This is a genomic window from Bradyrhizobium sp. B117 (assembly GCF_038969555.1).
In the GTDB taxonomy this organism is placed as follows: domain Bacteria; phylum Pseudomonadota; class Alphaproteobacteria; order Rhizobiales; family Xanthobacteraceae; genus Bradyrhizobium.
Window position 1 is genome coordinate 714,480 of record NZ_CP152414.1, and the last position, 25,611, is coordinate 740,090.

A 25,611-nucleotide genomic window follows, 5' to 3' on the forward strand; every position below is an offset into this window, starting at 1 on the left:
GCGCCAAGGGATAAGACCCCGGGCGCGCGAATTCAACCGACGGACGCGTGAAAGATTGAGGTTCCCCTAACGCGATCCGGGCGCTTCAACCCCCGGCAAGCACCCGCCGGACCTCGGCTGTCGCGGCCGGTTCGCCACCATGCTCGCGGACCATCCGCACGGCGTCCTCAACCAGGCGCAGATTGGTCACTGTGGAGCCCAGCAGCGCATCCTCGAGCCCGACGCGGACATGGCCGCCGCGCGCCACCGCTTCGCCGATCAGCGGCGTGATGTCGACGCCGAGGCCGGAGACCATCCAGGGCGCGCCGCGCGCTTCTTCCTCCGTCAGCGTGACCAGCGCTGCGAGGCCATATGGCTTCGGCGGAAAGCAGAAGGCGAATTGCTGCGAGAACATGAAGCGGTAGACCGGTGTCTTCACGCCGCTCGCGCGCGCCAGCGCTGCGCCGGCGCGGATGAAGCCCGGCTCGTAGATCGCGAAGGCGGGGTGGATGCCGTGGCGTCTGGCGACGTCGAGCCCGTGCCGGATATGGGTCTCCGGATTGAGATAGGTCTCCGCCGGCTTCGCCTGCGCCTTGGTCGGGTCAGCGTGAAATTGACGCTGCCAGGATCGACCACCGCGAATTCGAGCAAGCCGCGTTCGGCCAGTCGCTCGATATGGGCAAAGCGCGCCTTTGGATCGGCGACATTGCCGCGCGCATCGAGGCCGGGGATGGAGGGATAGACAGGCACGTCGATCTTGGCGCGAATGCCCTCGATGATGCGGGCGTAGACCTGCCAGTCGAACGTCTGCGGTCCGCCGCCGTCATAGGCATGGGTGTGAATGATCGCCGCGCCGGCTTCCGCGCAGGCGATACCCTCGGCGACGATCGCCTCGATCGTGTCGGGTATGCCGGGCTGAAGCGCGCGGCTCCACGGTCCATTCAGTGCCGCCTCGATCCAGACCTTGCGCATGGCGCGCTTCCCTCATTTGCCCGAATGGCGGTGCTTGTTTTGCGGGAGCGTATCACGCCCGCCTTGCGAGGACAGCGCCATCCGGTGTGTGAGACCATCCACATACCGGCCGCGCGGGCCTCGGCATCCTCGCATCAGTTTCAAGGGAGAGATCCATGTTGTTTCTGATCGACGCGCTGCTGATCTTGGCGATGTTGTTTTTCCTGTTCCTGCCGGTCTCCGATCGCAGGACGGTGCGGATGAGGCTCTCGATGCTCTGCGTGCTGCTGGCGGTGTTCTCGGTCTCCGTCACCCGCACCCATGTGGCTCCGGTGCAGCTCGCGGGCATGGTCACGGTGCGGTGAGCGCTGAAATTGTCACATGTGCCCAGCATTGTGGTTCGCTCGCAGGAACCAACAGTCTCCGCGAACATTCTGACCTAGGCACCCGCGCGAGCCGTGCTCGCGCGTGCCTCGACGATTCCGGCGCCAGTGCCTGTGACCGGACTTCTGCCCCGATGCTCGCTTCGGGGCGATGGGGGAGCTGTGAGTACGGTCATAGAGAACTTGCTGGCGCGAAAGCAGAAGCTGGTGGAACTGCTCGAAAAGGCGCAAGCCGTCGAGGACCGCGACAAAATTGAGCACCAGCTCGAGCAGATCAACACCGCGCTGGATTTTCTGGACAGGCCGGGATCGAAGGACGCGCGATAGTCGCGCTCAATCCGCCTTCGGCCTCTCCACCTTCAGCGCCTTGGCATAGACCACGCCCGAATTGGTGATGTGCGTCGTCATCAGCGCTTCGAAGGCGGTGAACTCGCCGCGCGCGAACAAATCGAGCAGCCTGCGATGCTCGTCGAAGGACGAGCGGGTGCGCACGTCGATCGGCGAGGTCAGATTGGTGCGTAGCGCAGCGACGCGGCCGGAGACGAGCTGGTAGGATTCGGCGAGGTAGCGGTTGCCGCAACGGGTGAACAGCGCCTCGTGAAAGGCGGCGTCCGCGCGGCCATAGGCGATGTTGTCCTTGGCCGCGACTGCAGGCTCCATCGCCGCGATCGCCTCGCTCATCGCTGCAATTGCGCCATCGCGATCGTGGCGAAAGGCGAGCGCGGCGGCCTTGGGCTCGAGCGCGATTCTGAACGTGCAGAGCGCTTCGATATCCTCTGCGCTCGGCGTGAACACGAAGCTGCCGACCTGCGGACGGATCACCACGAGACCCTGCGCCTGCAACTGACCCATTGCCTCGCGCACCGGCGTGCGGCTGACGCCGAAGGCGTTCGCCACCATCTCCTCGGAGATGGCGGCGCCCAACGCGAACTCGCCGTCGATGATGGCCTGCCGCAGCCGCAGCACCACCCGCTGCGACAGCGATTTCGGCGTATCGAGCTTGAGCGATCTCATGCGCTCGCCCGCTCAGATCACCTTGCCGGGATTGAGCAGATGATCGGGATCGAGCGCGGCCTTCAGCGTCCGCATCAGCGCGATCTCGGCCTCGCTCCTGGCATGGCCCAGCCATCTCTTCTTCAGCGTGCCGATGCCGTGCTCGGCGGAGACGCTGCCGCCCAGCTCGCGCACGAGACCATAGATGATCGCGTCCATCTCCTCCTTCGGCTGCTGCTCGACGGGCAGGCCCGCGACCCAGGAGACGAGATGCAGGTTGCCGTCGCCGATATGGCCGTAATAGACGCTCTCGCAGCCCTTGATGCCGGAAGCCAGCGCCGCCTTGCAGCGCGTGGCGAACTCGTCCATGCGCGCCGCCGCAAGGCCGATGTCGTAGGAGATGTGGGGCCCCAGCACCTGGCCGAACTCGGCGCAGATGTCGCGCACGCGCCAGAAGCTCTGCGTCTGCGCCAGCGATTGCGCCACGGCCGCATCGGCCAGCAGCCCGCGCTCCATCAGCTCTTCGAGCCAATTCTGGAAGCGCGGCGCGTCGATGCTCTCGTCGGTGCCTTGCGCTTCCACCAGCACGTAGAGGCCGTGGCCTGCCGCGACTGGCGGCTTCACGCCGGCGCGATTCGTGATGACGTCCCAATAGTCCGGCCACATCACCTCGAACGCCGACAGCAGCGGGCCGAGCCCGCTGCGCGCGGCGCCGAGCAGGTCGATCACCGCGGCATAGTCCTTCAGCGCGCAGAGCGCCGCCATGGTCGAGCGCGGCTTCGGGAACAGTTTGAGCACCACGCGGGTGATGATGCCGAGCGTGCCCTCGGAGCCGATGAAGAGATGCTTCAGGTCATAGCCGGCATTGTTCTTCATCAGCTTGTTGAGGCCCGTGATGATGGTGCCGTCGGGTAGCACCGCCTCGAGGCCAAGCACCAGCTCGCGCGTCATGCCGTAGCGGATCACGCGGTTGCCGCCGGCATTGGTGGAGAGATTGCCGCCGATGGCGCAGGAGCCGCGCGAGCCGAGGTCGAGCGGAAAGAAGAAGCCGGCCTCATCCGCGGCCTTCTGGATCGTCTCCAGCGGGGTGCCTGCCTTGACCGTCATCGTCATCGAGGCAGGGTCGATCTCCTCGATGCCGGTCATGCGCTCCAGAGAGATCGCGACCCAGCCCGCTTCAGGCGAGGCGCCGCGGCACAGCCCGGTCAATCCGCCCTGCGGCACGAATGGCAGCCGCGCCTTCCGGCAGGTCAGGATCGCGTCCGCAACGCCCTGCGCGTCGAGCGGACGGATCACCGCCAGCGGCGTCTGCGGCAGGCTCGCGCTCCAGTCGTTGCAATTGCGCGTGGGCACGTCCGCGCCGGTCAGCACCGCCGCCGCGCCGAGCTTGTCGCGCAAGGCGCCGAGCAATCGGTCGGGATGCTCGATGGGGGTCACCATGTTCATGCGAGACCTCCTCTAAATTCAGCTGCGCCTCATGCGCGCCGTGACGGTGGAAAGGGTTTGCGTCTGCCTTGTATGTAAGGTACAAGACGGAAAGTAAAGTAAAAACAAGGCTTGGGAAAGCCTCCTCAGGTCGTTGGAGATCAGGGGCTTGGTCCGGGATCGAACAATATGAAGGGTTGTGAGATGGCAGAGGCAATTCGCGGGTTCTGGGTGGCATCGGCGACGCCGCTGGCGGCTGACGGGAGCGTGGACTGCGCCAAGCTCGCGGCCCATGCCAAGCAGCTCTTCAGCAAGGGCGTCGACGGCGTCGTGCTGTTCGGCACCACCGGCGAGGGCACCTCGTTCAACGTCATTGAGCGCGTCGCGACCATCGAGGCCATGCTCAAGGCCGGCGTTGCGGCGGAACGTATCGGCATCGGCGGCGGCTTTCCCGCCATCAGCGACAGCATCGCGCTGACGCGCGCCGTGCTCGGCCTCGGCCTGCGTCACGTCCTGTTGCTGCCGCCCTATTTCGATCGCAGCGTCACGCCCGAGGGCATCGAGGATGCGTTTGCCGCGATCATCGACGGCGTCGCCGACGATCGGCTGCGCGCCTACCTCTATCACATCCCGCAGGTCTCGGGCGTTGCGATCCCGACCAGCGTCGCTGCGAACCTGCGCAAGCGCTACGGCAAGGTGGTCGCTGGCCTGAAGGACTCCAGCGGCGATTTCAAGCAATTCCAGGCGTTCCGTGCAGCGGCCCCTGAGCTCGCCATCACCGTCGGCAATGAAGTCGACATCGCCCGCGCGATCGCCGCCGGCGGCGCCGGCACCATCTGCGGCATGGCCAATGTCGTGCCCGATCTGGTCAAGGGCATGATCGACGGGCGGGATGTCGAGGCGCGCATGCAGGCCGCAGTCGACGTCGTCGCGAAGACGCCGTCGTTCCTCCCGACGCTGAAGGCGATCCTGGCGACGCAGACGGGTGACGCAGCCTGGCTGCGCGTGCGTCCGCCGCTTCGCGCGCTGTCCGATGGCACCGCATTCAAGCGGAAGCTCGACGAGCTGATCGCTCCTGCCATCGCGTGAGATCGCGCAACGCCGCGACATGCTGCCGCGAGTTCTCGCGCAACGTGTCGTGATTGGTGCGATGGCAATTGGTGATTGCCGTGACGCCGCGATCTGCTCTTAGAATGATTCAACACTAGAGCGATTCAATCCCGCCTACGGTTCTCTTCACGTCCGGCGGCTGTTAGACGCGCCAGCTTCAATGCTGTGTCTGACTTGGAAGTGAATCGAACGTGCGTGCTCATCTGGATGGCCGCGAAAGCGGCCATCGAACCGGCGCCGGCAAGCGCCGTGCAGGTCTTCTCATCGGTGCAGCCGTTCTGCTCGCCGAATGCCCCTCCAACGCGAGCGCGCAGGCGCAATCGACACTGCCGCCGGTGACGGTGGAAGCCCCGGTGCAGCGGCCGAAGCCGGCGCGTGCATCGGACCAATCTCCGCGGCGTGCGCAAGCCGTTGCGCGCCGTCAACCCGATCGCAGTTCCGCACCCGCAGCGCCAACATTGTCGGAACGCGCGGCAGCCGAAGCGGCCGCGCAACAGGCTGCCAAGCTCGGCTACCGAGCGATGCCGAGCTCAACCACGCTGCGCAGCGGCGCTTCGCCGCTCGATACGTCGCAGTCCGTCAACGTCGTCCCGGCGCAGGTGCTGAAGGACCAGCTCCCGCGCAACATCGACGACGCGCTCGTCAACATCTCCGGCATCACCCAGACCAACACGCTCGCGGGCACCCAGGACGCCGTCATCCGCCGCGGTTTCGGCGACAACCGCGACGGCTCGATCATGCGCAACGGCATGCCGCTGGTGCAGGGCCGCAGCCTGAACGCCGCAGTCGAGAGTGTCGAAGTGCTGAAAGGGCCGGCCTCGCTGCTCTACGGCATCATGGATCCCGGCGGCATCGTCAACACCATCAGCAAGCGTCCGGAGCTCTACCAGCACGGCTCGGTGACGTTGCTCGGCTCGACCTACGCGAACAACCGTAGCGGCGCCGACGGCACGCTCGACATCACCGGCCCGATCGGCGACGGCGGTCTCGCCTATCGCTTCATCGGCTACGGCGTCAGTGAGGACTATTGGCGCAATTTCGGCCGTCACCGCGAGATGCTGGTGAACCCATCGCTGGCCTGGTACGGCGAGACCACGACGGTTCAGCTCACCTACGAGCATCGCGAGTTCATCACTCCGTTCGACCGCGGTATCGCCTTCGTGAACGGCGCGCCACTGGCGATCCCGAAAACGCGCCGGCTCGACGAGCCCTTCAACAACATGTGGGGCACCTCCGACCTGGTGCAGGCCTCCGTCGAGCAGAAGCTGGACGACAATTGGAAGGTCACGGCGGCCTACAGCTACAACACCGAGACCTACAGCGCCAATCAGCTGCGCATCACCGGCGTCAACGCCAAGACCGGCGTCGAGACGCGGAGCAATGACGGCACGCAGAATTCGCTGAGCAACGCCAGTTACGGCACCTCCTATCTGCAGGGCGATGTCTGGGTGGGTGGCTTCCGCAACGAGATCCTGTTCGGTGGCGAGGCACTCTATCGCACGATCGATCGCCACGATTTGATTCGCCAGGCGACGCCGAGCTTCAATTTCTACAATCCGGTCTACGGATTGGTCGTGCCGGGCACGACCGTTTCGGCAACCGATAGCGAGCAGACCGACAAGCTCGGCACCCGCGGCTTCTTCGCCCAGGACACGTTCCATGTGACCAACTGGCTGTCCGTGGTCGGCGGCGTGCGCTGGATGGAATACGAGCAGCTTGCCGGAAAAGGCCGGCCCAAATTCATCACCAACACTGATCTCGCGGGAAACAAGGTGCTGCCGCTCGGCGGCGTCATCTTCAAGCTGAACGACCAGCTCTCGTATTACGTGAGCTACACGCAATCGCTGAAGCCGACCTCGACCATTGCGCAGTTCGCGGGCACCACCATAGGCTTCGTGGTCACCGGAAATCTCCCGCCCGAGGAAGGCACACAGTGGGAAACCGGCTTTAAATTTGACGTCAACAAGCGGCTGTCGGGTACCCTGGCGTTCTACGACATCCAGAAGAAGAACGTGCTGGTTCGGGACGATCTCGGCAACGGCACGGTTTCGGCGCGAACGTCCGGCGCAGCCCGGTCGCGCGGAGTCGAGTTGGACGTGACCGGCAAGCTGACTGACGATTGGAGCATGATCGGAAGTTACGGCTATACCGATGCGCGCTTGATCAACGATCCCGATGTCGGCAACGCCAAGCTGTTCAACGCCGCGATGAACACGGCCTCGCTCTATCTCGTCTACGATTTCGGCGACAGGTTGCCCGGCCGTCTGCGGCTCGGCGGCGGCGCGCATTATGTCGGCGACCGGCCCGGCGACTCCGCGAACACCTTCTTCATGCCGGCCTATACCGTCGCGGATGTCTTTGCGACCTATGACACCAGGATCGACAATCTGCCGGTGACCTATCAGTTCAACGTCAAGAACCTGTTCGACAAGGTCTACTATGCGTCCACCACCGGAAGCGCTCTGAACGTCGCACTCGGTGATGCGCGGCGCTTCTCGCTGTCGGCGACGGTGAAGTTCTAGCGATGGCAGCGCGGCTCGGGCACAGCATCAAGGCGGTTCTGCTCCAGATCCATTCCATTGCGGGCCTCGTGCTCGCGCTGCTGCTTGCCCTGATCGCGCTGACCGGCGCGATCATGAGCTTTGAGGACGAGGTCGTCGAGCATCTCAACGCCGGCATCATGCATGTCGTGCCGCGCGAGAGGCCGGCGCTTACCCCAGATGAATTGGTCGCGCGGCTGAAGGCGGGGCAAGACGTCGGGCAAGTCTCCGCTGTCATGCTGTCGAGTGATCCGACTGCCGCGGTGCGTGTCCGCTTCGCCCGCGACGAGCAGGGCGGCCGGCCGACATCGCTCTATGTCGATCCCTATGACGCTCACGCACTGGGCTCGCCGCGCGGCGAGGAATTTTTCGCGACCGTCCGCAGGCTGCATCGCTGGCTGCTGATCCCCGGCGACGCCAAGGGTTGGGGCCGCCAGATCACCGGCGTTGCCGCGCTCGGCCTCATCGTCATGTTGGTTTCGGGGCTGGTACTGCGCTGGCCGCGTCGCGCCACGAGTGCAAAGCTGTGGCTGAAACCGAATCTGGCGCTCAGCGGCCGCGGCCTGCATCGATCGTTGCACGCCGTGATCGGCACCTGGGTCCTGCCGATTTATGTGGTGATGACGCTGACCGGCCTCTGGTACTCGTTCGACTGGTACAAAGACGGCGTCGTCTGGCTGCTGGCGCGCCCGGAGGTCACCGCTGCGAAGATGCAGCCCAAGATGGCTGCAAAGACGCCGCGCGCGTCGGTCCGGACCGAACCGGCTCAAGCGGTCGGATTCGATCAGGCATGGACCACGCTCCGCCGTGAGCAGGGCGACCGCTTTTCCAGGGCTCTGCTGACGCTGCCCGCCGGCCCCGGGACAGTGATCCGGATCCGGTCGTGGCCGAAGGACTCGACGCTCGAGACCACGCGCGACGAATTCCGCGTCGATGCGGTCACCGGTCAGGTGGTCTCCGCGGAGCGTTATGCCGACAAGACGTTCGGCGAGAAGATCATCGCGGCCATCTACGACATTCATCGCGGCGCGATCCTGGGGTGGCCGGGCAAGCTCGCCTTCATGATCGCCGCGGCCCTGATGCCGCTGTTCTCGGTCACCGGCGTTCTGCTTTATCTGTCGCGCCGCAAGCTGCGGCGCCCGGCGCAGCCGCCGCTCGGGCGGCTTGCTCCGGGCGAGTGAGCCGACCCGCCGCTGTTCAGGTCCGCCTGGATCGAGACGTGATATTTGCTGGACGCGTCACTTCGGTTGCATGCGCCGTTCACCAATGACGACGTCGTTGTTGACGGCGTAGACAAAGCAGCCGCCATCCCTGCCATTCCGCGCGGGATCGCTGTTGCATTTTGCTAGTGCTGAAGCCTGGGCATCTCCCACGCTCGGATCGCCCGCCGAGATAAACAGCTTTCCCCAGGGGTGGATTGCCATCGCCTTGGGCTCCATGGCCTTATCGTAATTCTGCACGTCGGGACGCTGCCTTGTCACCCGCCGGATGATCGGGATCTGGGATAGGTCATACTTGCCCGCATAATGCAGTCGCGGCATGTCCCGCGCCGTCAGCTCACCTTCCACGACGATTTCTTCGTTCACCGCCAGCAGAGCGCAGGGTTTGCCATAGCGTAACTGACACGCTTCCAGTGAGCGCTCGCCGGTGACCGACGCGTCCTCGTGTTCACAGGACCGAAAATAGCTCGCGCTGATGAGCTCCACGGCCTGCCCCTTGTTGGGCTTGCAGGCGACGTAGTCCTTGATCAGCGTGTCGCGGACAAAGCCGAACACGGTCGGCGTCGTCGCCGCTATGATCGACGACATCGCCCGCTCGAATTGGGACTTGCGCTCCGCATTGGTCAGGGCGGCCATGGCCGCACCCGGAAGCACCAGAAACACCACCAGGAATTTTATGATTCGCATGCTGCCCCCCAACGCACGAATCGGAACTTTACCCGCCCCGCGCCCGCGGACAACATGCTTCTTTTCCGCGGCTCCGCGGGATTGCGCGCAGCAGAGCCGTGGGGCATGCCTTCGTTGAGCTGGTCAAGCGACCTGCAATCGGTCAAAAGCGGCCTGTTCAAACTTCGAAGGCTGCCTGTCCGATGAAGCTCCCCACCGCCACCCCCGCCGATATCCGCCGCGCGCTGCTGCTACGGGAGGAGATCGCGCTGCTTGATCTCAGGCACGAGGCTGGCTTTGCCACCGGCCATCCGCTGTTCGCCGCCAACATGGCCGCGGACCGGATCGAGATCGAGGCCGAGCTGAGGCTGCCGCGCAAGGACGTGGCAATCGTGCTCTATGATGACGGCGAAGGCCTGGTGGCAACCGGCGCCGAACGGCTTGCCGCGCTCGGCTAAACCAAGATCAGCGCGCTCGATGGCGGGTTGAAGGCCTGGCGCGCGGCGGGCTATCAAATGTTCGAGGACGTCAACTCGTACTCCAAGGCGTTCGGCGAGCTGGTCGAAGCGCGCCGGCACACGCCCTCGCTCAGCGCCGACGAGGTGGCAAAGCTGATCGCCGACGAGGCGAACATCGCCATCCTCGACGTTCGCCGCTTCGACGAATATGCGACCATGAACATTCCGGGCTCGGTCAGTGTGCCCGGTGCTGAGCTGGTGCTGCGGGCAGGGCAGGCCGCGCCCGATCCCGACACCACCATCATCGTCAATTGCGCCGGCCGCACCCGCTCGATCATCGGCACGCAGTCGCTGATCAATGCCGGCGTGCCCAACAAAGTCCGCGCGCTGCGCAACGGCACCATCGGCTGGACGCTGGCGCGGCATACGCTCAACCATGGCGCCGACCGGCGCGGTGCGATCGGACCGTTCGAAGGCGGCCCGGCCAATGCGCGCGATGTCGCCTATCGCGCCGGCGTCCGCCACGTCGGCGCGAGCGAGATGGCGGCGCTGCTCGCCGACCGAGATCGCACGCTGTATCGCTTCGACGTGCGCGACGCCGAGGAATACGCGGCAGGACATCTTCCCGGCTTCCGCCACTATCCGGGTGGGCAGCTCGTCCAGGAAACCGATATGGCCGCGCCAGTGCGCGGCGCGCGCATTCTTCTGACCGACGACAAGAGCGTGCGCGCCGACATGACGGCGTCATGGCTCGCGCAGATGGGCTGGGAGGTCTATGTGCGCGAAGGCGGCTATGACGGCGCGCTCGAGATCGGCCCGCCGCGCGTGCTGCCGAAGCCCGACCCGGCGCATCGCTACCGCCGGCCCTATGAGGGCACTGATGTCGCGGAGAAGGCGATGCAGGCCTATCTCGATTGGGAATATGGTCTCGTCGAGCAGCTCAGGCTTGACGGCACGCACGGGTTTTACGTGATTTGACGGACGATCGAGTAGCTCCGTCACCCCTGAGGTGGTCGCCTCTTGGCGGCCCTCGAAGGGCGACGGCCCCGGCTGCATCGGGGGCCGTTCATCCTTCGAGGCTCCCGATGGGGCGCTACGCGCCCCAACACTCGCACCTCTGGATGACGGGGCGGCGATTGTGCGTGCGGGGATAGCTGAGCTGGTGGGATGCCAAGCATACCTCTCGCCCCGCCATCTTCTCCCCGTATCCAAACCCTATTGTGCTGGATGTCGTCCGCGGTCTAAGAGCTGCGGCAAAGCCGTCACCTATGGAGATTTCATGCCAGCCCCAGGCCAAAGCCCTGAGCGGAGTGCGAAGGCGCTGCTGCTCGAAGGTGTCAATGACAGCGCTGTCGACCTGTTCAAAAGCGCGGGCTTCACCAATATCGAGCGGCTGACCAAGGCGCTGGACGGCGAGGACCTGCGCCGAGCGCTCAAGGGCGTGTCGCTGCTCGGCATCCGCTCGCGCACCCAGATCACCGATGAGGTGCTCGCGGCCACGGACGGGCTGCTCGCGGTCGGTTGCTTCAGTGTCGGCACCAACCAGGTCGATCTCCTGGCGGCGCGCAAGCGCGGTATTCCCGTGTTCAATGCGCCGTTCTCCAACACCCGCAGCGTCGCCGAGCTCGTGATCGGCGAGATCGTGATGCTGCTGCGGCGGATCTTCCCGCGTTCGGTCTCGGCGCATGAAGGCGGCTGGGACAAGTCGGCGACCGGCAGCCGCGAGGTGCGCGGCCGCACGCTCGGCATCGTCGGCTACGGCAATATCGGCTCGCAGCTCTCGACCCTGGCCGAAGCGATGGGCATGCGCGTGATCTATTTCGACCGCACCGACAAGCTCCGCCACGGCAACACCGAGCCGGTCGAGAAGCTCGAAGAGCTCTTGGCGCAGAGCGACGTCGTCAGCCTGCACGTGCCGGAGACGCCGGAGACATCAGGCATGATCGGCGAGAGCGAGCTGCGCGCGATGAAACCGGGCTCTTTCCTGATCAACAACAGCCGCGGCACCGTGGTCGATCTCGACGCGCTCGCGCGCTCCTTACGCGACGGCCATCTCGCCGGCGCGGCCATCGACGTGTTTCCGGTCGAGCCGTCCTCGAACGCCGACCGCTTCAAGAGCCCGGTGCAGGGCCTCGAGAACGTCATCCTCACCCCGCATATCGGCGGCTCGACCGAGGAGGCGCAGGAGCGCATCGGCGGCGAGGTCGCGCGCAAGCTGGTCGACTATTTCATCACGGGATCGACCATGGGCGCGGTGAATTTTCCGGAGGTGCAGCTGCACTTACGCCCCTCCGGCGCGCGCTTCAGCCACGTCCATCGCAACGTGCCGGGCATGCTGCGGCGTCTGAACGAGGTCTTCCTCCAGCGCGACATCAACATCGCCGCGCAATATCTCGAGACGGCCGGCGACCTCGGCTATGTCGTGCTCGACGCCGACCTTGCGGGTCAGGATTCCGGAACCCTGCTCCAGCAGATCCGCAGCCTCGAAGGCACGGTGGGCGCAAGGCTGGTGTTCGAGCACTAAAGCCTGACCCGGAAAAGTGCGAAGCGGTTTTCTGGAAAAGATCATGCGCAAACAACAACCTAAAGCGCGATGACGATTCATCCAAATCTCATCGCGCTTTAGGCGGACACGACGTTCTGGTTGCATTTTGCGGCCTCCGCTCCATACACTGTCGTCATCGTCGGCGCGGAACAATTCGCGTCGAATTTGAGCTTCAGTTGCGTCGGTGCTGCGATGGAACGGGATCCCGTACTCGTCGACCTCGCACTTCAGGGCGGCGGCTCGCACGGCGCCTTCGCCTGGGGCGTGCTCGATCGCCTGCTGGAGGAGAAGTGGCTCAGTATTGCCGCGATCTCCGGAACCTCGGCAGGCGCGATGAATGCGGCGGTGCTGGCGGACGGCTGGACCGCCGGCGGCGCCGAGGGCGCGCGTGAGGCGCTCGCGAACTATTGGCGCCGCGTGTCGAAGGCCGCGGCCCTCAGTCCGCTCCAGCGCTCGCCGCTCGACCGGTTGATGGGACGTTGGACGCTCGACACCTCGCCCTTCTACGTCTTGACCGATTTGATGTCGCGCGTGCTCTCGCCCTACGATCTCAATTGGACCGGCTACAATCCATTGCGCGCGGTGCTGGCCGAGAGCATCGATTTCGAGCGGCTGGCGCGCTCGCCGATCATGCTGTTCATCACCGCGACGAGGGTGCGCACCGGGCGCGGGCGCATCTTCCGCAATGCGGAGATCACGGCCGACGTCCTGCTCGCATCGGCCTGCCTGCCGACCATGTTCCGCGCCATCGAGATCGACGGCGAGCCCTATTGGGACGGTGGCTTTGCCGGCAATCCGACCATCACGCCGCTGGTGCGCGAGAGCGACGCGCACGACACCATCCTGGTCCAGATCAACCCGACGGAGCGGCCGGAGGCGCCGCGGACGGCTGCGGAGATCCTCAACCGCCTCAACGAGATCTCCTTCAACTCGCCGCTGATGAAGGAGCTGCGCATGATCGCGCTGCTGCGCCAGGCCGCCGATCCCGGCAGCGGCGAGGGCGCGCGCTGGGCCATGATGCGGACGCATCGGATCAAGAGCGACATGCTGGCGAAGTTCGGCGCGTCGTCCAAGCTCAACGCGGAGTGGGAGTTCGTCTCGATGCTGCGCGCCGAGGGGCGTCTCGCCGCGGACGCGTTTCTCGGCGAGCATGGCGCGGATATCGGCCGGCAATCGACGGCCGATCTCGACGTGCTGCTGTCGGAGTGCTGAGGCATGGGTCTGCTCGGCCTCCTCGTCGGGCTCGGTCTGCTCGTGCTGTTTGCGTTTCGCGGCTGGAGCGTGCTCCTGCTCGCGCCGTTCGCCGCGCTCGTCGCCGCACTATTCGGCGGCGAGCCGCTGCTTGCGAACCTGACCCAGGTCTTCATGGTGAATGCTGGCGGCTTCGTGGCGCAGTTCTTCCCGATCTTCCTGCTCGGCGCCGTGTTCGGCAAGCTGATGGACGACAGCGGCGCGGTCACGTCGGTGGCCGGCTTCATGGCCGAGCGCCTCGGCGAGCGCCGCGTGATCCTCGCGGTCGTGCTGGCCGGCGCGGCCGTGACCTTTGGCGGCGTCAGCCTGTTCGTCGCGTTCTTCGTGATCGTCCCGATGGCGCGTTCGCTGTTTCGCGCGGCAGCGATTCCGCGCCGTCTGATCCCGGCGGCCATCGTGCTGGGCACGTCCACTTTCACCATGTCGGCGCTGCCGGGCACGCCGTCGATCCAGAATGCGATTCCGATGCCGTTCTTCGGCACCACGCCGTTTGCCGCGCCGGGCCTCGGCATCATCGCGTCCCTCATCATGCTAGGTGCGGGATTGTGGTGGCTGCATCGCGCCGAGGCCGCGGCCAGGCGCGCCGGGGAGGGCTATGGCGATGATGTCGATGATGCGGCCGAGCGCGCGGCCGCCGACGAACTCGTGCGCGAGCGCGCGACGACGGCGCGCGAGTTCGACCCGGCAGAGTTGAGGCGCGGGCAACGCAGCAGCGGACCGTCGCCAGTGATGAGCGCGATCCTGCCATTGGTCGTCGTCGTCGCAGTCAATCTCGTGATGTCGCTCGTCGTGCTGCCGCGGCTCGATGTCTACTATCTCGCCGAGCAGCGCTTTGGCGCGACGTCGCTCGCCGCGGTCGCGGGCGTGTGGTCGGTCGCGGTCGCGCTGGCCGCGGCCATTGCCACGACGATCGCGCTGAACTGGGCGCGCCTACCGGCATTGCGGCAGACCATGGATGCCGGGGCCAATGCCTCGGTGCTGCCGGCATTCAGCGTCGCCAGCCTCGTTGGATTCGGCGCGGTGGTGGCCGCGCTGCCGGCCTTCACCATCGTGCGCGACTGGGTGCTTGCGATCGAAGGTGGTCCGCTGGTCTCGCTTGCGGTCGCGACCAACATCCTTGCCGCACTGACCGGATCGGCGTCAGGCGGCCTCACCATCGCCCTCGACGCGCTCGGCCCGACCTATGTCGAGCTCGCCGCGCGCAGCGGTATCGACCTTGCGCTGATGCATCGTGTGGCCGTGATCGGCTCGGGTACCCTCGATATCCTGCCGCACAATGGTGCGGTGGTCAGCCTGCTAGCGATCTGCGGCCTGACGCATCGCGACAGCTATTTCGACATCGTGATGGTCGGCATCGTGACGTCGCTCGTGGCGCTGGTGGCCGTGATTGCACTCGGCAGCGCAGCTGGATCGTTCTGAACGAACTGCCTACGCCGCCAGCCGGTCGAGCAGGGCCAGCATGACCGGCGCGTCGGGCATCGGCAGCACGGCGTCGATCCGCTCCAGCAGGCGCGATTGCAACAGCGCGTTGCGCGCCTTGCCGATGGTGCCGAGCGGACCGCGAAAACCGTGGTCCTCCCAGGCCATTTCAAGCAGGCTCTCGCTCGTCAGCGCCTCGATCAGGTCGTCGGCCTGGCGCTCGATGCTGATCAGCGGATGGGCCGAGAACACGGTGGGCTGCGGATAGAGGATGACGGGCTTGGCCGGTGCATTGGCCTCGAGTCGCTTCCAGCGCTCCGCATCCTGGAGCACCCATTCGACCAGCTGGTTCTCGTAGCCGACGATCAGCGGCTGCGCGCCGGCGCCGCCCGCGACATAGTCATCGAACAATTTGCCCGATGATGGCGGCTTGAAGCCCATGCGGCGGAACACGGTGGCGACATCGCCGTCGATCCGGCTCAGCGTCTCAGGCATCACCACGTCGCCGGACAACAGGCTCGCGGCAAGGCCGGCGAACATGAAGCCGGAATTGGACTTGTTCGGATCGGTGCAGACCACGCGGGCGCGGCCGAACAGATCGGCGACGCCGATCGCCGACCAGTTCTCGCCGGCGATGATGGCCTTGAGCAGCTTCGACAAGTCCACCGTGTAGCGCGGTCCGCCGGCGGGCTGAGCGATGCCGCCCTTCACCAGGCCGTCGGCGATGCGATCCCAGGAATAGAGCACGATCGGCGAGTTGAAGATCACCTGATCGCGCGAGATTTTCACGCCGGACGAACGCGCCACCTCGACCAGCACGGACGACGACGGCCACAAAAATTGCGGCTTCTGGTCGAGCAGCGCACGCTCGCGCACCATTTCCACCGAGCCGGCGCGGCGGCCGTCGAGGACGAGGCCGAAGCGCCGCTCCAGCGTATTCTTGACGCGGGCATTGGCAAGAAAACCTTCCTTCTCGCCGCCGGCAAAGCCGAACAGCCGCTTGGCTTCGCCGAAGCGGCCGGCGATTTCAGGGTGCTCGCGCAGATAGACATAGCCGCCGGTCGCCGCCGCGCTCGCAGCGACGAGGCCGATGCCGAAGGCGCGGCGCGAGATAGCCATCAGGACGTTCCTCTCTTGGTCTCGGCGGGAGCGGCCGGTGGCGTCGGGCCGATGTCCTCGTCGAGCGAGCTTTTGAGCAGTTTCAGCTCGATATCAAGCTTGTCGAGGTCGGCGTCCCTGAGATTGGCCGCATAGCGGGTGAAGGCGCCGTCGAGCCGTTCGATCATGTCGCCGGTGGCGGTGAGGCGTGCGGTGTCGGGCACCGCGCTCTTCTCCAGCGAACGGTAGGCCTCTGCGATCTCGGCGGCACGCGGCAGATAGTAGGTCAGGAACCGGCGCACGCGGTCGAGCCGCAAGGGATCGCTCTCGATCGCCGCAAAAATGTCGCGTGCGATCTGCACGAGATGACGGATGCGATCGGCGACCGCGCGGGTGCGGATTTCGGATGCGGTGTATTCCATCCGCTCGGCGAGCGGCTCCGCTTCGGCGAGGAGCTCGTTGGCAAACTCGATCTTGCCGCGCGCCACCCCGCTGGCTTCCAGAGCGGCGAATCGATTTCGTGGCGCCAGCGCCGCGACGATGCCGCCGCCGGCGACCGCGCTGATCGCGAGCGCGATCAGGAACGGCATGCCGAGCCCGATCGCGAGCGACGGCAACAGCGCTGCGGCTGTCACCCCACCCGCGATCCAGCCAAGCCCGGACGGCATTGTGGCCATTCAGTTGTATCCTCGTACGGCGCGGAACGCGTCGGTGAGACTCTTGCTGCCGTCGAACACGCGGCCTCCGGTCAGCTTTGCCAGATTGTCGAGCTGGGCCCGGTCGACCTCGGAGCCGAACGTCACGCCGAACACCGGCACGCGATGACCATCCGCGCGCCAGGCCGACTCGAAGGTCGACATATAGCCCTGACTTTTGCCGTCGGTCATGATGACGATGGCCGGCAGATGCTGGCCGTCGGCGAGCCGCGGCTTCATCAGGGCGAGCGCCTGCGCGGCACAGGTGTAGAAGTCCGTGCCGCCGCCGGCGCGCAGTTCGAGCGCACGGGCGAGCAGGCCGGTCTGCTCGTTCTCGTCGCCGGTGGCCCGCGCCGTCCAGAGGATGTGATCGCTGAACGGCAGCACCAGGATCTCGTCCGATTTGGTCCACTGCACCAGCACCTCGCGGGTGCGCGCGGGCGTGAGCAGGAAGCGCATGGCATCGAGCAATTGGGCCTCGCCCGGACCCTGCATGCTGCCGGAGACGTCGAGGCAGAGCGCGGTGAGCGAGGGCCGGCGCAGCGCTTCCTGGTAGATCAGGAGCGCCTTCTGGATCACGGCCGGCTCGGGCGGACGGATCACGGTCACGGGGCGCGACGGATCGAGGTTCGTCTTCGGATCCGCTGCAAGCGGCGTGGCGCGGCCGATCTCGACGCGCCGGCCGGTCTTGGCGATCTTGCCTTGCGTATCGCCATTGAGCAGGAACGCCTGGAGGTCGGTGAAGAAGCTCTCGACCTCCTTGCCGCGGCCGCGGTCGACGAAGCCGAGCGGCGAATCGGCGACCGCCACGCCGTCGGCGGGATAGATCGCATAGAGCGGCTCGTGATTGTCGGCGACCAGCTTGTCGTTGGTCTCCTTGATGACGGTCTCGTAGTTCCAGATCGCCTGGTAATGCGCGCCGCTGCGCTCGCCGTCGCGGTAGAGGTCGGCGAGCCAGCCGCTGGAGCCGGCACTGCGCTCGACGCCCTTCAGGAGGCCGCGCGCCGTCGCCAGCACCTCGGGCTTGTCGAGATCGCCGGCCTCGATCAGGTCGGGCTTGCCAATGCCGGCCGCGAGCATCGCGAGATAGGCGGCGGCTCCGGAATTCGACTGCGTCGCCGACGTCATCAGGAATTTCAGCTTGCCGCCCTCGACCGCGCCGAGGATGTCCTTGGCGATCACCTTGGCGCCGATCCAGCCGAGCTCCTGCGCCTTGGAGCGACGCACGCCGAGGATGACCGGCATCTGCACGATCGACTTGACCATCTTCACGCGCCGCGTGGTGTCGAACATGTCGATCCAGATCGAGGCGGCCGGCCACACGGCATCAGTTCCGGGATCGCCGGCCTTCAGCGCAAGCGCGATGTCGAGCGATCCCTGATAGCGCATGGTGCAGGTCGCGTTGCGCGACTTGCAGAACTCCTGCACCAGCGGCTCGAGGATGTCGTTCTCCGAGCCCGAGAGGATGGTGAATTGCGGCCCCGGGCCGCCGCAGCCCGACAGCAGTGCGGCCATCAACGGCACGGCGAGCAACGCCAACGGACGCCGCAGGAAACCGAAAGTCCTCATGCGCGAGCCTTCATGCAGCAGCCCTCATGCAGATGCTTCATGGAGAAACCATTACAACGCACGCATCAAGGCGCAGCCTTCGCGATCGCGGTCTTCAGTTCGTCCGTCAGCTGCGACATCCGCTGCTCGATCTCGGCGCGCTTGGTGCGGCCCTGCTCCTGCACGGTGAGCACGCCGGAGATGGTGTCGATCAGGTCGCGGTTGGTCTTCTCCAGGGTCTGGATGTCGACGATGCCGCGCTGCGACTGCTTCTCGATCTCGATCGCCTGGGTCTTCATCATCTCGGAAGCCTGGCGCATCATCTCGTTGGTCGCGTCGGTGACCGTCTTCTGCAGCTCCAGCGCTGACTTCTGCCGGTTGAGGCCGAGCAGCAGGATCATCTTCTGCTTCCACACCGGGATCGTCAGCTCGGTCGTCGCCTGCAAATTCTCGATCAGCGTCTCGTCGCCGGACTGGACGATGCGGATCTGCGGCAGCTGCTGGATGCCGATCTGGCGCGCCTGCTGGAGATAGAACACGCGCTTCTCGAGCCGGTCGAGCGCCTGGAGCGCATCCTGATAGGTCTGTGCGGCGAGCATGGCGTCACTGCCGGCGCCTTGCGCCTTCGCGTTCCGCTCCATCTCGATGAGCTTGCCGCCGCGGAATTCCTCGGTGAACGCCTTGCCGGCGGCGATGTGCATGTCGAGCTGGCCGAGCGCGCCCCTTGTCTGCTCGTAGAGATCGTCGAGCAGGGCAATGTCGCGGCGCAGGACCTCCTTGTTACGGTCGAGCTCGACGCAGACGCGGTCGACCTGCGAGGCGACGTCGTTGAACTGTTCGGTGAAGCGGCGCAGCCGCGCCTCCGCAGACGAGAACAGGCGGGTGAGGAAACCCTCGTCCTTGAGGTCGGCCGGATCGAGCCCGCGCGCCTTGCCGAGGATGTCGGTCAGCAGCTTGCCGGTGGCGCCGAGCTCGCGGTTCTGGGTCTGGGCGAGGATGCGGTCGGCGAACTCGACCACCGAGCGCTGGGCGCGCTCGCCGAACGTGACGAGGCGCGAGCGATCCGAAATGTCGATCTCGGACTTGATGCGTGCGACGGCGGACGCATCGGTCGGTAGCGCCGGGACATTGATCGTTTCGCTCACCACTCGCTCCTTGGTTCGTGCCGCAGCCAGGATCGCGACCTGCCGCTTGGGCAGGAAAGCCCGGCTCGTCTGACAGATTGATGACAGCCCTGTGGACTTAGTCGGTGCACAGGCTGTCCGAGTCCGGGGGTGGGGCAAAATTTCACATTGGCATCAATTCGTTAGCGCGGCGGCGTACGCGCTCCGGTGCGCAAGCCGCGATCTTCCTTGGCGCGATTGGTGCGGGCTGTGGCAATTGACGGGCGGCGGTCAGTTGCATTGAATTGGTCGGCCGATCGGCTGAACGATATCAAGACAGTGGGGATGGAAACGATGGCGCGCAAGATTGCGAAGCTGTGTGCGTGGCTCGCCGGTGCTGCGGCCGCGATGGGTGCAAGCGCCGGCTCGGCGGCGACGCTGGCGGAGGATGCTGACACGGTCTGCAAAGGGCTCATCGCCGGGGCCGATGCCGCGAAGATCGATTCCGCGACATTGCTGGCGCCGTCGCAGCTCACTGTTGCCGAGCGCGGACGACGCCGTCGGGGCGCATCACGCCGGCCAATCCCGCTTTCTGCAAGGTGCTCGGCCATATCGATCCGGTCGATCCCAAGGCACCGCCGATCAAATTCCAGGTCAATCTCCCGGTCGAATGGAACGGCCGCTCGCTGCAATATGGTGGCGGCGGCGGTTTCAACGGCGTGCTGATCACGGGCCTCACCCTGCCGCCGGCCTATCCTTTCGACAAGCCGTCGCCGCTGGCGCGCGGCTTCGTCACCTACGGCACCGATTCCGGCCACGAATCCAAGCCGGGCGAGCCGCCGCAGCTGTTCGCGCTGAATGACGAAGCCTTCGAGAATTTCGCGCACCGCGCCTACAAGAAGGTGCGCGACGCCGCCGTCGCGCTGATGCAGCGTGCCTACGGCAAGAAGCCGGACAAGATGTATTTCATGGGCTCGTCCGAAGGCGGCCGCGAAGGCCTCACCATGGCGCAGCGCTACCCCGATGATTTCGACGGCATCTTTTCGCGTGTGCCCGTCATCAACTGGGTCGGCTTGCAGCATGCCGGCACGCGCTCAGGACTTGCGACCATGGGCGAGGGCTGGATTAATCCTGCACAGGTCAAGCTCGTCGCCGATGCGGTGCGGACGGCTTGCGACAAGGCCGATGGCGCTGGCAATGCGCTCGTGCGGGATCCCGTCGCCTGCAAGGCCGCCTTCAAGGTCGAGGCGCTGCGCTGTGAGGCCGGCAAGACAGGCGATCAATGCCTCACCGAGCCGCAGGTCAAGGCGGTGCACACGCTGCATGGGACCTACAAATTCCCGTTCGCGCTGGCCAACGAGCTCGACGATTATCCGGGTTGGGGGATCTCGGGCGAGGACACGCCTGCCATCGGGCCGACCGGCGGCTGGACCGCGTGGTGGCTCGGCACCGCGCCGCCGGCACAGCCGCCTGCGCCCAACAACGGCATCGCCTGGATCTACGGCGCCGGCGGCATGCAATATGTGTTCGCGCGCGATCCCAAGCTCGACGTCGCGACCTACAAGGTGGAGGACCACAAGGCGCGGCTGCTCGAGGTCTCCAGCCTGATGGACTCGACCGACCCGGATCTAAGCCGCTTTCGCGCGCGCGGCGGCCGGCTGATCATGCTCGAGCACATGGCCGACTACGCGCAGAGCCCCTATGCCGGCATCCGCTATTTCGAGAGCGTCGAGCGCAAGCTCGGCAAGGCCGAGACGGCCGAGTTCGCGCGGCTCTACACCGCGCCCGGCGTCGACCATGTCGGTTCCGGCGCGCCGGCCAATATCGACATGTTGAGCGTGCTGGTCGATTGGGTCGAAAAGGGCAAGGTGCCGGGCGATCTGGAGGTCAGCGAGCAGAAGGTCGAGGCACCGTTATTTGCCGTGCTGCGCGCACTGCCGTTGTGCCGCTGGCCGGCCTGGCCGCAGTACAGGAGCGGCCCGGTGGGCGAGGCTGCGAGCTTCAGCTGCGCGCCGTAGGGCACCGACCGTGCCACACCGTCATGGCCGGGCTTGTCCCGGCCATCCACGCATTGCCGCGCGGCGCGAAGAACGTGGATGCCCGGGCCAAGCCCGGGCATGACGACCTGTTGTGGTGGCGAGATTAATGCGCGCCCCCGCCGCCCGCCGCCTTCACCCGCCGCGTCAGAAGCACCGCGATCGCGGCCAGCACCAGCACGACGCCGATGACGGCAAACGTGTCGGAATAGCCCATCACCAGCGCCTGGCGCTTGACGGTCTTGCCGAGCGCGATGATGGCCTGCTCGCGCGCGGCGTTGGGGTCGGGCACGCCGTGCGCGATGAAGTAATTGGTCATCTGCGCGATGCGGTCACGGACTTCCTCGCGGCCGAGCGTGACGGAATGGCCGATGATGTTGGAGTGGAACTGCTCGCGCTTGGTGACGATGGTGGCGAGCACCGCGGTGCCGATGGCGCCGCCGAGGTTGCGCATCATGTTGGAGATGCCGGAGGCCGCGGGCGCGTCTTGCGGCGCGACGCTGCCGAGGCTGAGCGCAGACAACGGCGCCAGGGTGAGAGCCTGACCCACGGCGCGCACGACGTTGGGGATGAAGAACTGATCGCCTGAATAGTCGAGCGACATCTGGATGTTCAGGAACGAGCTCGCCGCGAACAGCAAGAGGCCAACCGTCGCGATATAGCGCGCATCGAACCGCTGCATCAGCTTCGGCACCAGCGGAATCAGCAGGAGCTGCGGCAGGCCGGTCCAGGCCAGCACATTGCCGATCTGCTCGGCATTGTAGCCCTGCACCTGGCCGAGATAGGCGGGCAGCAGATAGACGGAGCCGAACAGCGCGAAACCGAGGAAGATCGCGGCGAACGTGCCGATGCCGAAATTCCACTGCGTCAGCAGGCGCAGGCGGAGCAGCGGCTTCTCGACCACGAGCTCGTTATAGACGAACAGCGACAGGCTGACCGCGGAGATGACCGCAAGCCGCACGATGAAGGGCGAGCCAAACCAGTCGTCCTTGTTGCCTTCCTCCAGAACGGCCTGGAGCGAGGCGAGGCCGACCGCCATGGTGGCGATGCCGAACCAGTCGCCTTCACGCAACAGGCCAAGGTTCAGCGGCTGGCGCTCCAGCGTGAAGAACAGCGTGGTCACCATGACCGCGGTGGGCAGCACGTTGACGAAGAAGATGGTCTGCCAGCCGTAATTCTCGGTGAGATAGCCGCCGATGGTCGGGCCGATGGCCGGAGCGAAGGTCACGGCAAGCGAGAACATGGCAAGGCCGATCGGCTGCTGGCCCTTCGGCAGCTTGGTGAAAACCAGCGTGAACGCCATCGGGATCAGCACGCCGCCAAAGAAGCCTTGCAAGCCGCGCATCGCGATCATCGACGGCAGATCGTGGGTGAAGGCACAGGCGACCGAGAATGCCGCGAACAGCGTCGCGAAGCTCAGGATGATGTTGCGGAACGAGAACACCCGCGACAGGTAGTCGGTCAGCGGAATGACGATGATCTCGCCGATCAGATAGGACGTCGAGATCCAGGATCCGTTGTCGACACCGGTGCCGATGCCGCCCTCGATGTTGAGCAGCGAGGCGTTGGTGATCTGGATGTTCAGGATCGCCATGAAGGCGCCGATCATCGCCGCGAAGACGGCGATCCAGACCGTGGCACTGGCGCGATTGGGATCGGCGACGACGCGCTCAGACGTCGCGGCCGGAATTGCTTGTGCGGGCGTCGAGATTGAGAGGCTGTTTGACATGGCACGACCCTCCGGAAACGAGCTTTGCCTTGGGTTTTGCTTGGGGCGTCGTTGCCGCTTGCGCGGTCGGCGCTGAACGGGTTGCAATCGTCGGGATCACGGACATGCCGGGCCGCAGCGCGATCGCAGGCGCGGTCTCTGCATCGAGCGCGATCTTCACGGGGATGCGCTGCACGATCTTGGTGAAATTGCCGGTGGCGTTGTCGGGCGGCAGCAGCGCGAATTCCTGGCCGCTGGCCGGCGCGATGGAATCGACGTGGCCGTGCACGACCTGGCCCGGGAATGTGTCGACCTCGATCTCGACGGTCTGGCCCGCGCGCACATGGGTGAGCTGGGTCTCCTTGAAATTGGCGACCACATAGGCGCCCTCGGCCGGCACGATCGACATCAGCTGCGTTCCGGCCTGCACATATTGGCCGACGCGCAAGGTGCGGTTGCCGACGACGCCGTCGATCGGCGAGACGATCGTGGTGTAGCCGAGATTGAGCTCGGCCTGATGCTGAATGGCGTCGGCGCGGGCGGCGGCCGCGCGCGCCTGCGTGATCTCGGCCTTCAGCAGATCGACCTGTTTGAGCGCGGAGGCGAGATTGGCATTGTCGCGCGCGATTGCGGCGTCTGCGCCGGCGTCACGCGCCTGCGCCTGCTGCGCGTTCTGGACGCTGCCATAGCCGGTCTTGGCGAGATCGCTGTAGCGCTTGTTCTCCTGCTGCGCGAAGACCTTCGCGGCCGTGTCGACATCGATGGTCGCCTTCGCCGCGGCGATCACGGCCTCCTGGACGTCGAGCTGCGCCTGCTTGCTCGTCACCGTCGCATTCGCGGCGGCGACGTCGGCCCTGGCCTGATCGAGCGCGACGCGGAAATCGCGGTCGTCGATCCGGGCCAGCACCTGGCCGGCCTTCACATGCTCGTTATCGCCGACCAGGACACGGTCGAGATAGCCGCTGACTTTCGGCGCGATGGTGGTGTTGTCGGCCTTCACATAGGCGTCATCGGTGGAGACGAGGAAGCGGCCGACGGTCCAGTAATCGTAGCCGTACCAGGTCGCGCCGGCGAGGGCTGCGGCGGCCACGCCTGCCAGCAACAGCTTGCGAAGGTTTAGCTTTTGGCGGCGCGCCGGTTGCGACGGGGCGGGCAGGATGCCCTCCAGCCCAGGGGGCGGAACCACGGTGGCTTCAGTCTTGGACGGGGTGGTGTGCACGGTCATGGCCGGCTCCCTCGAATTAGGAAACTTGACGATTTCCAAAATAGGACTAGGTTTGGGACTGTCAATGGAATGACAGGCATCATCTAAAAACATGGCTCAGGCAAAACCTTCATCAGAATGTCGCCCGCGCGGGCGGCCGCCGGTGCGCAGCGACGACGAGACGAAGCGAATCGTCCTCGAAGCTGCACGGCACGCCTTCGCCGTCGACGGCTACGCAGCCACCAGCACCGAAGAGCTGGCGCGCGGCGCCGGCATCTCCACCAAGACTCTGTACCGGCTGTTTCCGGGCAAGGCGGCCTTGTTCGAAGCAATGTGCGCGGACCGGCTCGACCGGTTGCTCTCCGACGTCAATCTTCAGGCCAGCAATCAGGCCGACATCGAAACGAGCCTGACCGCCGTGCTGGTCGCTTGTGCTGATCTCGCGCTCGATCCGGAAGTCGTGGCGCTCCAGCGTATGGTGCTGCAGCAATCGGCCACGTTCCCCGACCTCGCTGCGAATTTCTACAGGGATGGCATCGCCCGTACCGCGGCGGCGCTCACGGGCTGGCTCCGCGATCAAGTCAAGACGAAGCGCATCGCACTCGATAACGTCGATGAAGCTGCCGGAATGATGATTGGCATGATGGTGTCAGCGCCGCAGCGCGCGGCGATCTATGCCAGCCTGACACTGCCTTCGCGCAAGGAAATCGAGAGGCGGGCGCGGGTATGCGCCGCAATTCTGCTCGACGGCTGCCGCGGGACGTCGGGCAGCTAGCGGCGGCAGTTTTGACAATCCGCCGGAGTGCGGTTATATGCTTCGCATGCGAAATAAAATGCCCGAGGCGAGACACCACCGGCTGATCTACCTGCTGAGCGTCGCGCAACGCCGACTGCAGCGCTGGATGGCAGCGCAGCCCTCGAACGAGGTGACGCCGGCGCAGGCGGGGCTGTTGTTCATCCTCGGCAAGCAGGACGGCGTGCTGATGGGCGAGGCGGCAGCCGCGCTCGATATGGGACCGGCTGGTATCTCGGGGCTGGTCGATCGCTCTGCCGCGGCGAGGCTGGTCGAGCGGCGGGCCGATCGCGAGGACGGACGCGCCTTTCGCGTCTGGCTGACGCCGAAGGGGCGCACCGTGCTGACCCAGGCGAAGACTGAAGCTGCAGAGATCAACGCGGCGCTGACGGAAGGATTTACGGCTGCGGAGATCGACATCGTCGCGCGTTGGCTGACGAGCATTCAGGACAAGTTTCCAAGAGAAAGAGATTCAGAGGACTAAGG

Annotated in this window: 20 protein-coding genes and 2 pseudogenes; 11 read left to right on the plus strand and 11 right to left on the minus strand. The window is 65.7% G+C overall.

Translation table 11 applies throughout. The annotated features are described in order from the left end of the window. Positions 1 to 85 precede the first annotated feature (85 nt). Together AAFG16_RS03380 and AAFG16_RS03385 are read right to left on the minus strand one after the other, a co-directional pair. Complete coding sequence (locus AAFG16_RS03380) at positions 86 to 526, minus strand: 3-keto-5-aminohexanoate cleavage protein (RefSeq protein WP_342740844.1); 441 nt, start codon at positions 524 to 526, stop codon at positions 86 to 88. Next, complete coding sequence (locus tag AAFG16_RS03385) at positions 415 to 951, minus strand: 3-keto-5-aminohexanoate cleavage protein (protein WP_342737290.1); 537 nt, start codon at positions 949 to 951, stop codon at positions 415 to 417. The genes AAFG16_RS03380 and AAFG16_RS03385 overlap by 112 nt, the downstream gene beginning before the upstream one ends. 155 nt (positions 952 to 1,106) lie before the next feature. On the opposite strand from AAFG16_RS03385, the gene AAFG16_RS03390 reads away from it, so the two are divergent. After that, positions 1,107 to 1,295 (plus strand): hypothetical protein, encoded by a 189-nt coding sequence (locus AAFG16_RS03390; RefSeq protein ID WP_283083488.1) that lies wholly within the window; start codon positions 1,107 to 1,109, stop codon positions 1,293 to 1,295. 351 nt (positions 1,296 to 1,646) lie between these two features. Here the strand turns inward: AAFG16_RS03390 and AAFG16_RS03395 are convergent, their stop codons facing one another. Both AAFG16_RS03395 and AAFG16_RS03400 read right to left on the minus strand, forming a co-directional pair. Then, on the minus strand, positions 1,647 to 2,327 hold the full coding sequence (locus AAFG16_RS03395; protein ID WP_342737292.1) for a GntR family transcriptional regulator: 681 nt from the start codon (positions 2,325 to 2,327) through the stop codon (positions 1,647 to 1,649). A gap of 12 nt (positions 2,328 to 2,339) precedes the next feature. Continuing rightward, on the minus strand, positions 2,340 to 3,752 hold the full coding sequence (locus tag AAFG16_RS03400; RefSeq protein WP_342737294.1) for an FAD-binding oxidoreductase: 1,413 nt from the start codon (positions 3,750 to 3,752) through the stop codon (positions 2,340 to 2,342). A 183-nt stretch (positions 3,753 to 3,935) separates the two neighbouring features. On the opposite strand from AAFG16_RS03400, the gene AAFG16_RS03405 reads away from it, so the two are divergent. From AAFG16_RS03405 to AAFG16_RS03415, 3 genes are all read left to right on the plus strand, one after another. Continuing rightward, on the plus strand, positions 3,936 to 4,820 hold the full coding sequence (locus AAFG16_RS03405) for a dihydrodipicolinate synthase family protein (RefSeq protein ID WP_342737296.1): 885 nt from the start codon (positions 3,936 to 3,938) through the stop codon (positions 4,818 to 4,820). Positions 4,821 to 5,032: 212 nt separating this feature from the next. Beyond that, complete coding sequence (locus AAFG16_RS03410) at positions 5,033 to 7,363, plus strand: TonB-dependent siderophore receptor (RefSeq protein WP_342737298.1); 2,331 nt, start codon at positions 5,033 to 5,035, stop codon at positions 7,361 to 7,363. Positions 7,364 to 7,365: 2 nt separating this feature from the next. Continuing rightward, on the plus strand, positions 7,366 to 8,562 hold the full coding sequence (locus tag AAFG16_RS03415; protein ID WP_342737300.1) for a PepSY-associated TM helix domain-containing protein: 1,197 nt from the start codon (positions 7,366 to 7,368) through the stop codon (positions 8,560 to 8,562). Positions 8,563 to 8,619: 57 nt separating this feature from the next. Here the strand turns inward: AAFG16_RS03415 and AAFG16_RS03420 are convergent, their stop codons facing one another. Beyond that, on the minus strand, positions 8,620 to 9,288 hold the full coding sequence (locus AAFG16_RS03420) for a hypothetical protein (protein WP_342737302.1): 669 nt from the start codon (positions 9,286 to 9,288) through the stop codon (positions 8,620 to 8,622). A gap of 182 nt (positions 9,289 to 9,470) precedes the next feature. On the opposite strand from AAFG16_RS03420, the pseudogene AAFG16_RS03425 reads away from it, so the two are divergent. The 4 genes and pseudogenes from AAFG16_RS03425 (at position 9,471) to AAFG16_RS03440 (ending at position 14,940) form a co-directional block, all read left to right on the plus strand. Then, positions 9,471 to 10,703 (plus strand): annotated as a pseudogene (locus AAFG16_RS03425) (rhodanese-like domain-containing protein). A gap of 301 nt (positions 10,704 to 11,004) precedes the next feature. Further along, complete coding sequence (serA, locus tag AAFG16_RS03430; RefSeq protein ID WP_342737304.1) at positions 11,005 to 12,249, plus strand: phosphoglycerate dehydrogenase; 1,245 nt, start codon at positions 11,005 to 11,007, stop codon at positions 12,247 to 12,249. A 213-nt stretch (positions 12,250 to 12,462) separates the two neighbouring features. Continuing rightward, entirely contained in the window at positions 12,463 to 13,482 is a 1,020-nt protein-coding gene (locus tag AAFG16_RS03435; RefSeq protein WP_342737306.1) for a patatin-like phospholipase family protein, read from the plus strand. A 3-nt stretch (positions 13,483 to 13,485) separates the two neighbouring features. Next, positions 13,486 to 14,940, plus strand: a complete 1,455-nt coding sequence (locus AAFG16_RS03440) for a GntP family permease (RefSeq protein ID WP_342737308.1) — start codon at positions 13,486 to 13,488, stop codon at positions 14,938 to 14,940. A 9-nt stretch (positions 14,941 to 14,949) separates the two neighbouring features. Here the strand turns inward: AAFG16_RS03440 and AAFG16_RS03445 are convergent, their stop codons facing one another. The 4 genes from AAFG16_RS03445 to AAFG16_RS03460 form a co-directional block, all read right to left on the minus strand. Further along, a complete protein-coding gene (locus AAFG16_RS03445; protein ID WP_342737310.1) occupies positions 14,950 to 16,059 on the minus strand; it encodes a hypothetical protein in 1,110 nt (369 codons plus the stop codon). Next, positions 16,059 to 16,715: a 5-bromo-4-chloroindolyl phosphate hydrolysis family protein gene (locus tag AAFG16_RS03450; protein WP_342737312.1), complete on the minus strand. Its 657-nt coding sequence runs from the start codon at positions 16,713 to 16,715 to the stop codon at positions 16,059 to 16,061. The genes AAFG16_RS03445 and AAFG16_RS03450 overlap by 1 nt, the downstream gene beginning before the upstream one ends. Beyond that, complete coding sequence (locus tag AAFG16_RS03455) at positions 16,716 to 18,302, minus strand: VWA domain-containing protein (protein ID WP_342737314.1); 1,587 nt, start codon at positions 18,300 to 18,302, stop codon at positions 16,716 to 16,718. It abuts the gene before it with no gap. 65 nt (positions 18,303 to 18,367) lie between these two features. Further along, entirely contained in the window at positions 18,368 to 19,426 is a 1,059-nt protein-coding gene (locus tag AAFG16_RS03460) for a toxic anion resistance protein (RefSeq protein ID WP_342737316.1), read from the minus strand. Between the two features lie 312 nt (positions 19,427 to 19,738). Here AAFG16_RS03460 and AAFG16_RS03465 point away from each other — a divergent pair. Then, positions 19,739 to 21,402, plus strand: a pseudogene (locus tag AAFG16_RS03465) (tannase/feruloyl esterase family alpha/beta hydrolase). Positions 21,403 to 21,526: 124 nt separating this feature from the next. Here AAFG16_RS03465 and AAFG16_RS03470 read toward each other — a convergent pair. Then, positions 21,527 to 23,029 carry an MDR family MFS transporter gene (locus AAFG16_RS03470; protein WP_283086797.1) on the minus strand — a complete coding sequence of 501 codons (1,503 nt, stop codon included), beginning with the start codon at positions 23,027 to 23,029 and terminating at the stop codon, positions 21,527 to 21,529. A 61-nt stretch (positions 23,030 to 23,090) separates the two neighbouring features. Then, positions 23,091 to 24,353, minus strand: a complete 1,263-nt coding sequence (locus AAFG16_RS03475; protein WP_342737318.1) for an HlyD family secretion protein — start codon at positions 24,351 to 24,353, stop codon at positions 23,091 to 23,093. Between the two features lie 142 nt (positions 24,354 to 24,495). Here AAFG16_RS03475 and AAFG16_RS03480 point away from each other — a divergent pair, with 142 nt between their 5' ends. Both AAFG16_RS03480 and AAFG16_RS03485 read left to right on the plus strand, forming a co-directional pair. Next, positions 24,496 to 25,107, plus strand: a complete 612-nt coding sequence (locus tag AAFG16_RS03480; RefSeq protein ID WP_342737320.1) for a TetR/AcrR family transcriptional regulator — start codon at positions 24,496 to 24,498, stop codon at positions 25,105 to 25,107. A 46-nt stretch (positions 25,108 to 25,153) separates the two neighbouring features. Next, positions 25,154 to 25,609, plus strand: a complete 456-nt coding sequence (locus AAFG16_RS03485; RefSeq protein WP_342740845.1) for a MarR family winged helix-turn-helix transcriptional regulator — start codon at positions 25,154 to 25,156, stop codon at positions 25,607 to 25,609. The last annotated feature ends 2 nt before the right edge of the window (positions 25,610 to 25,611 follow it).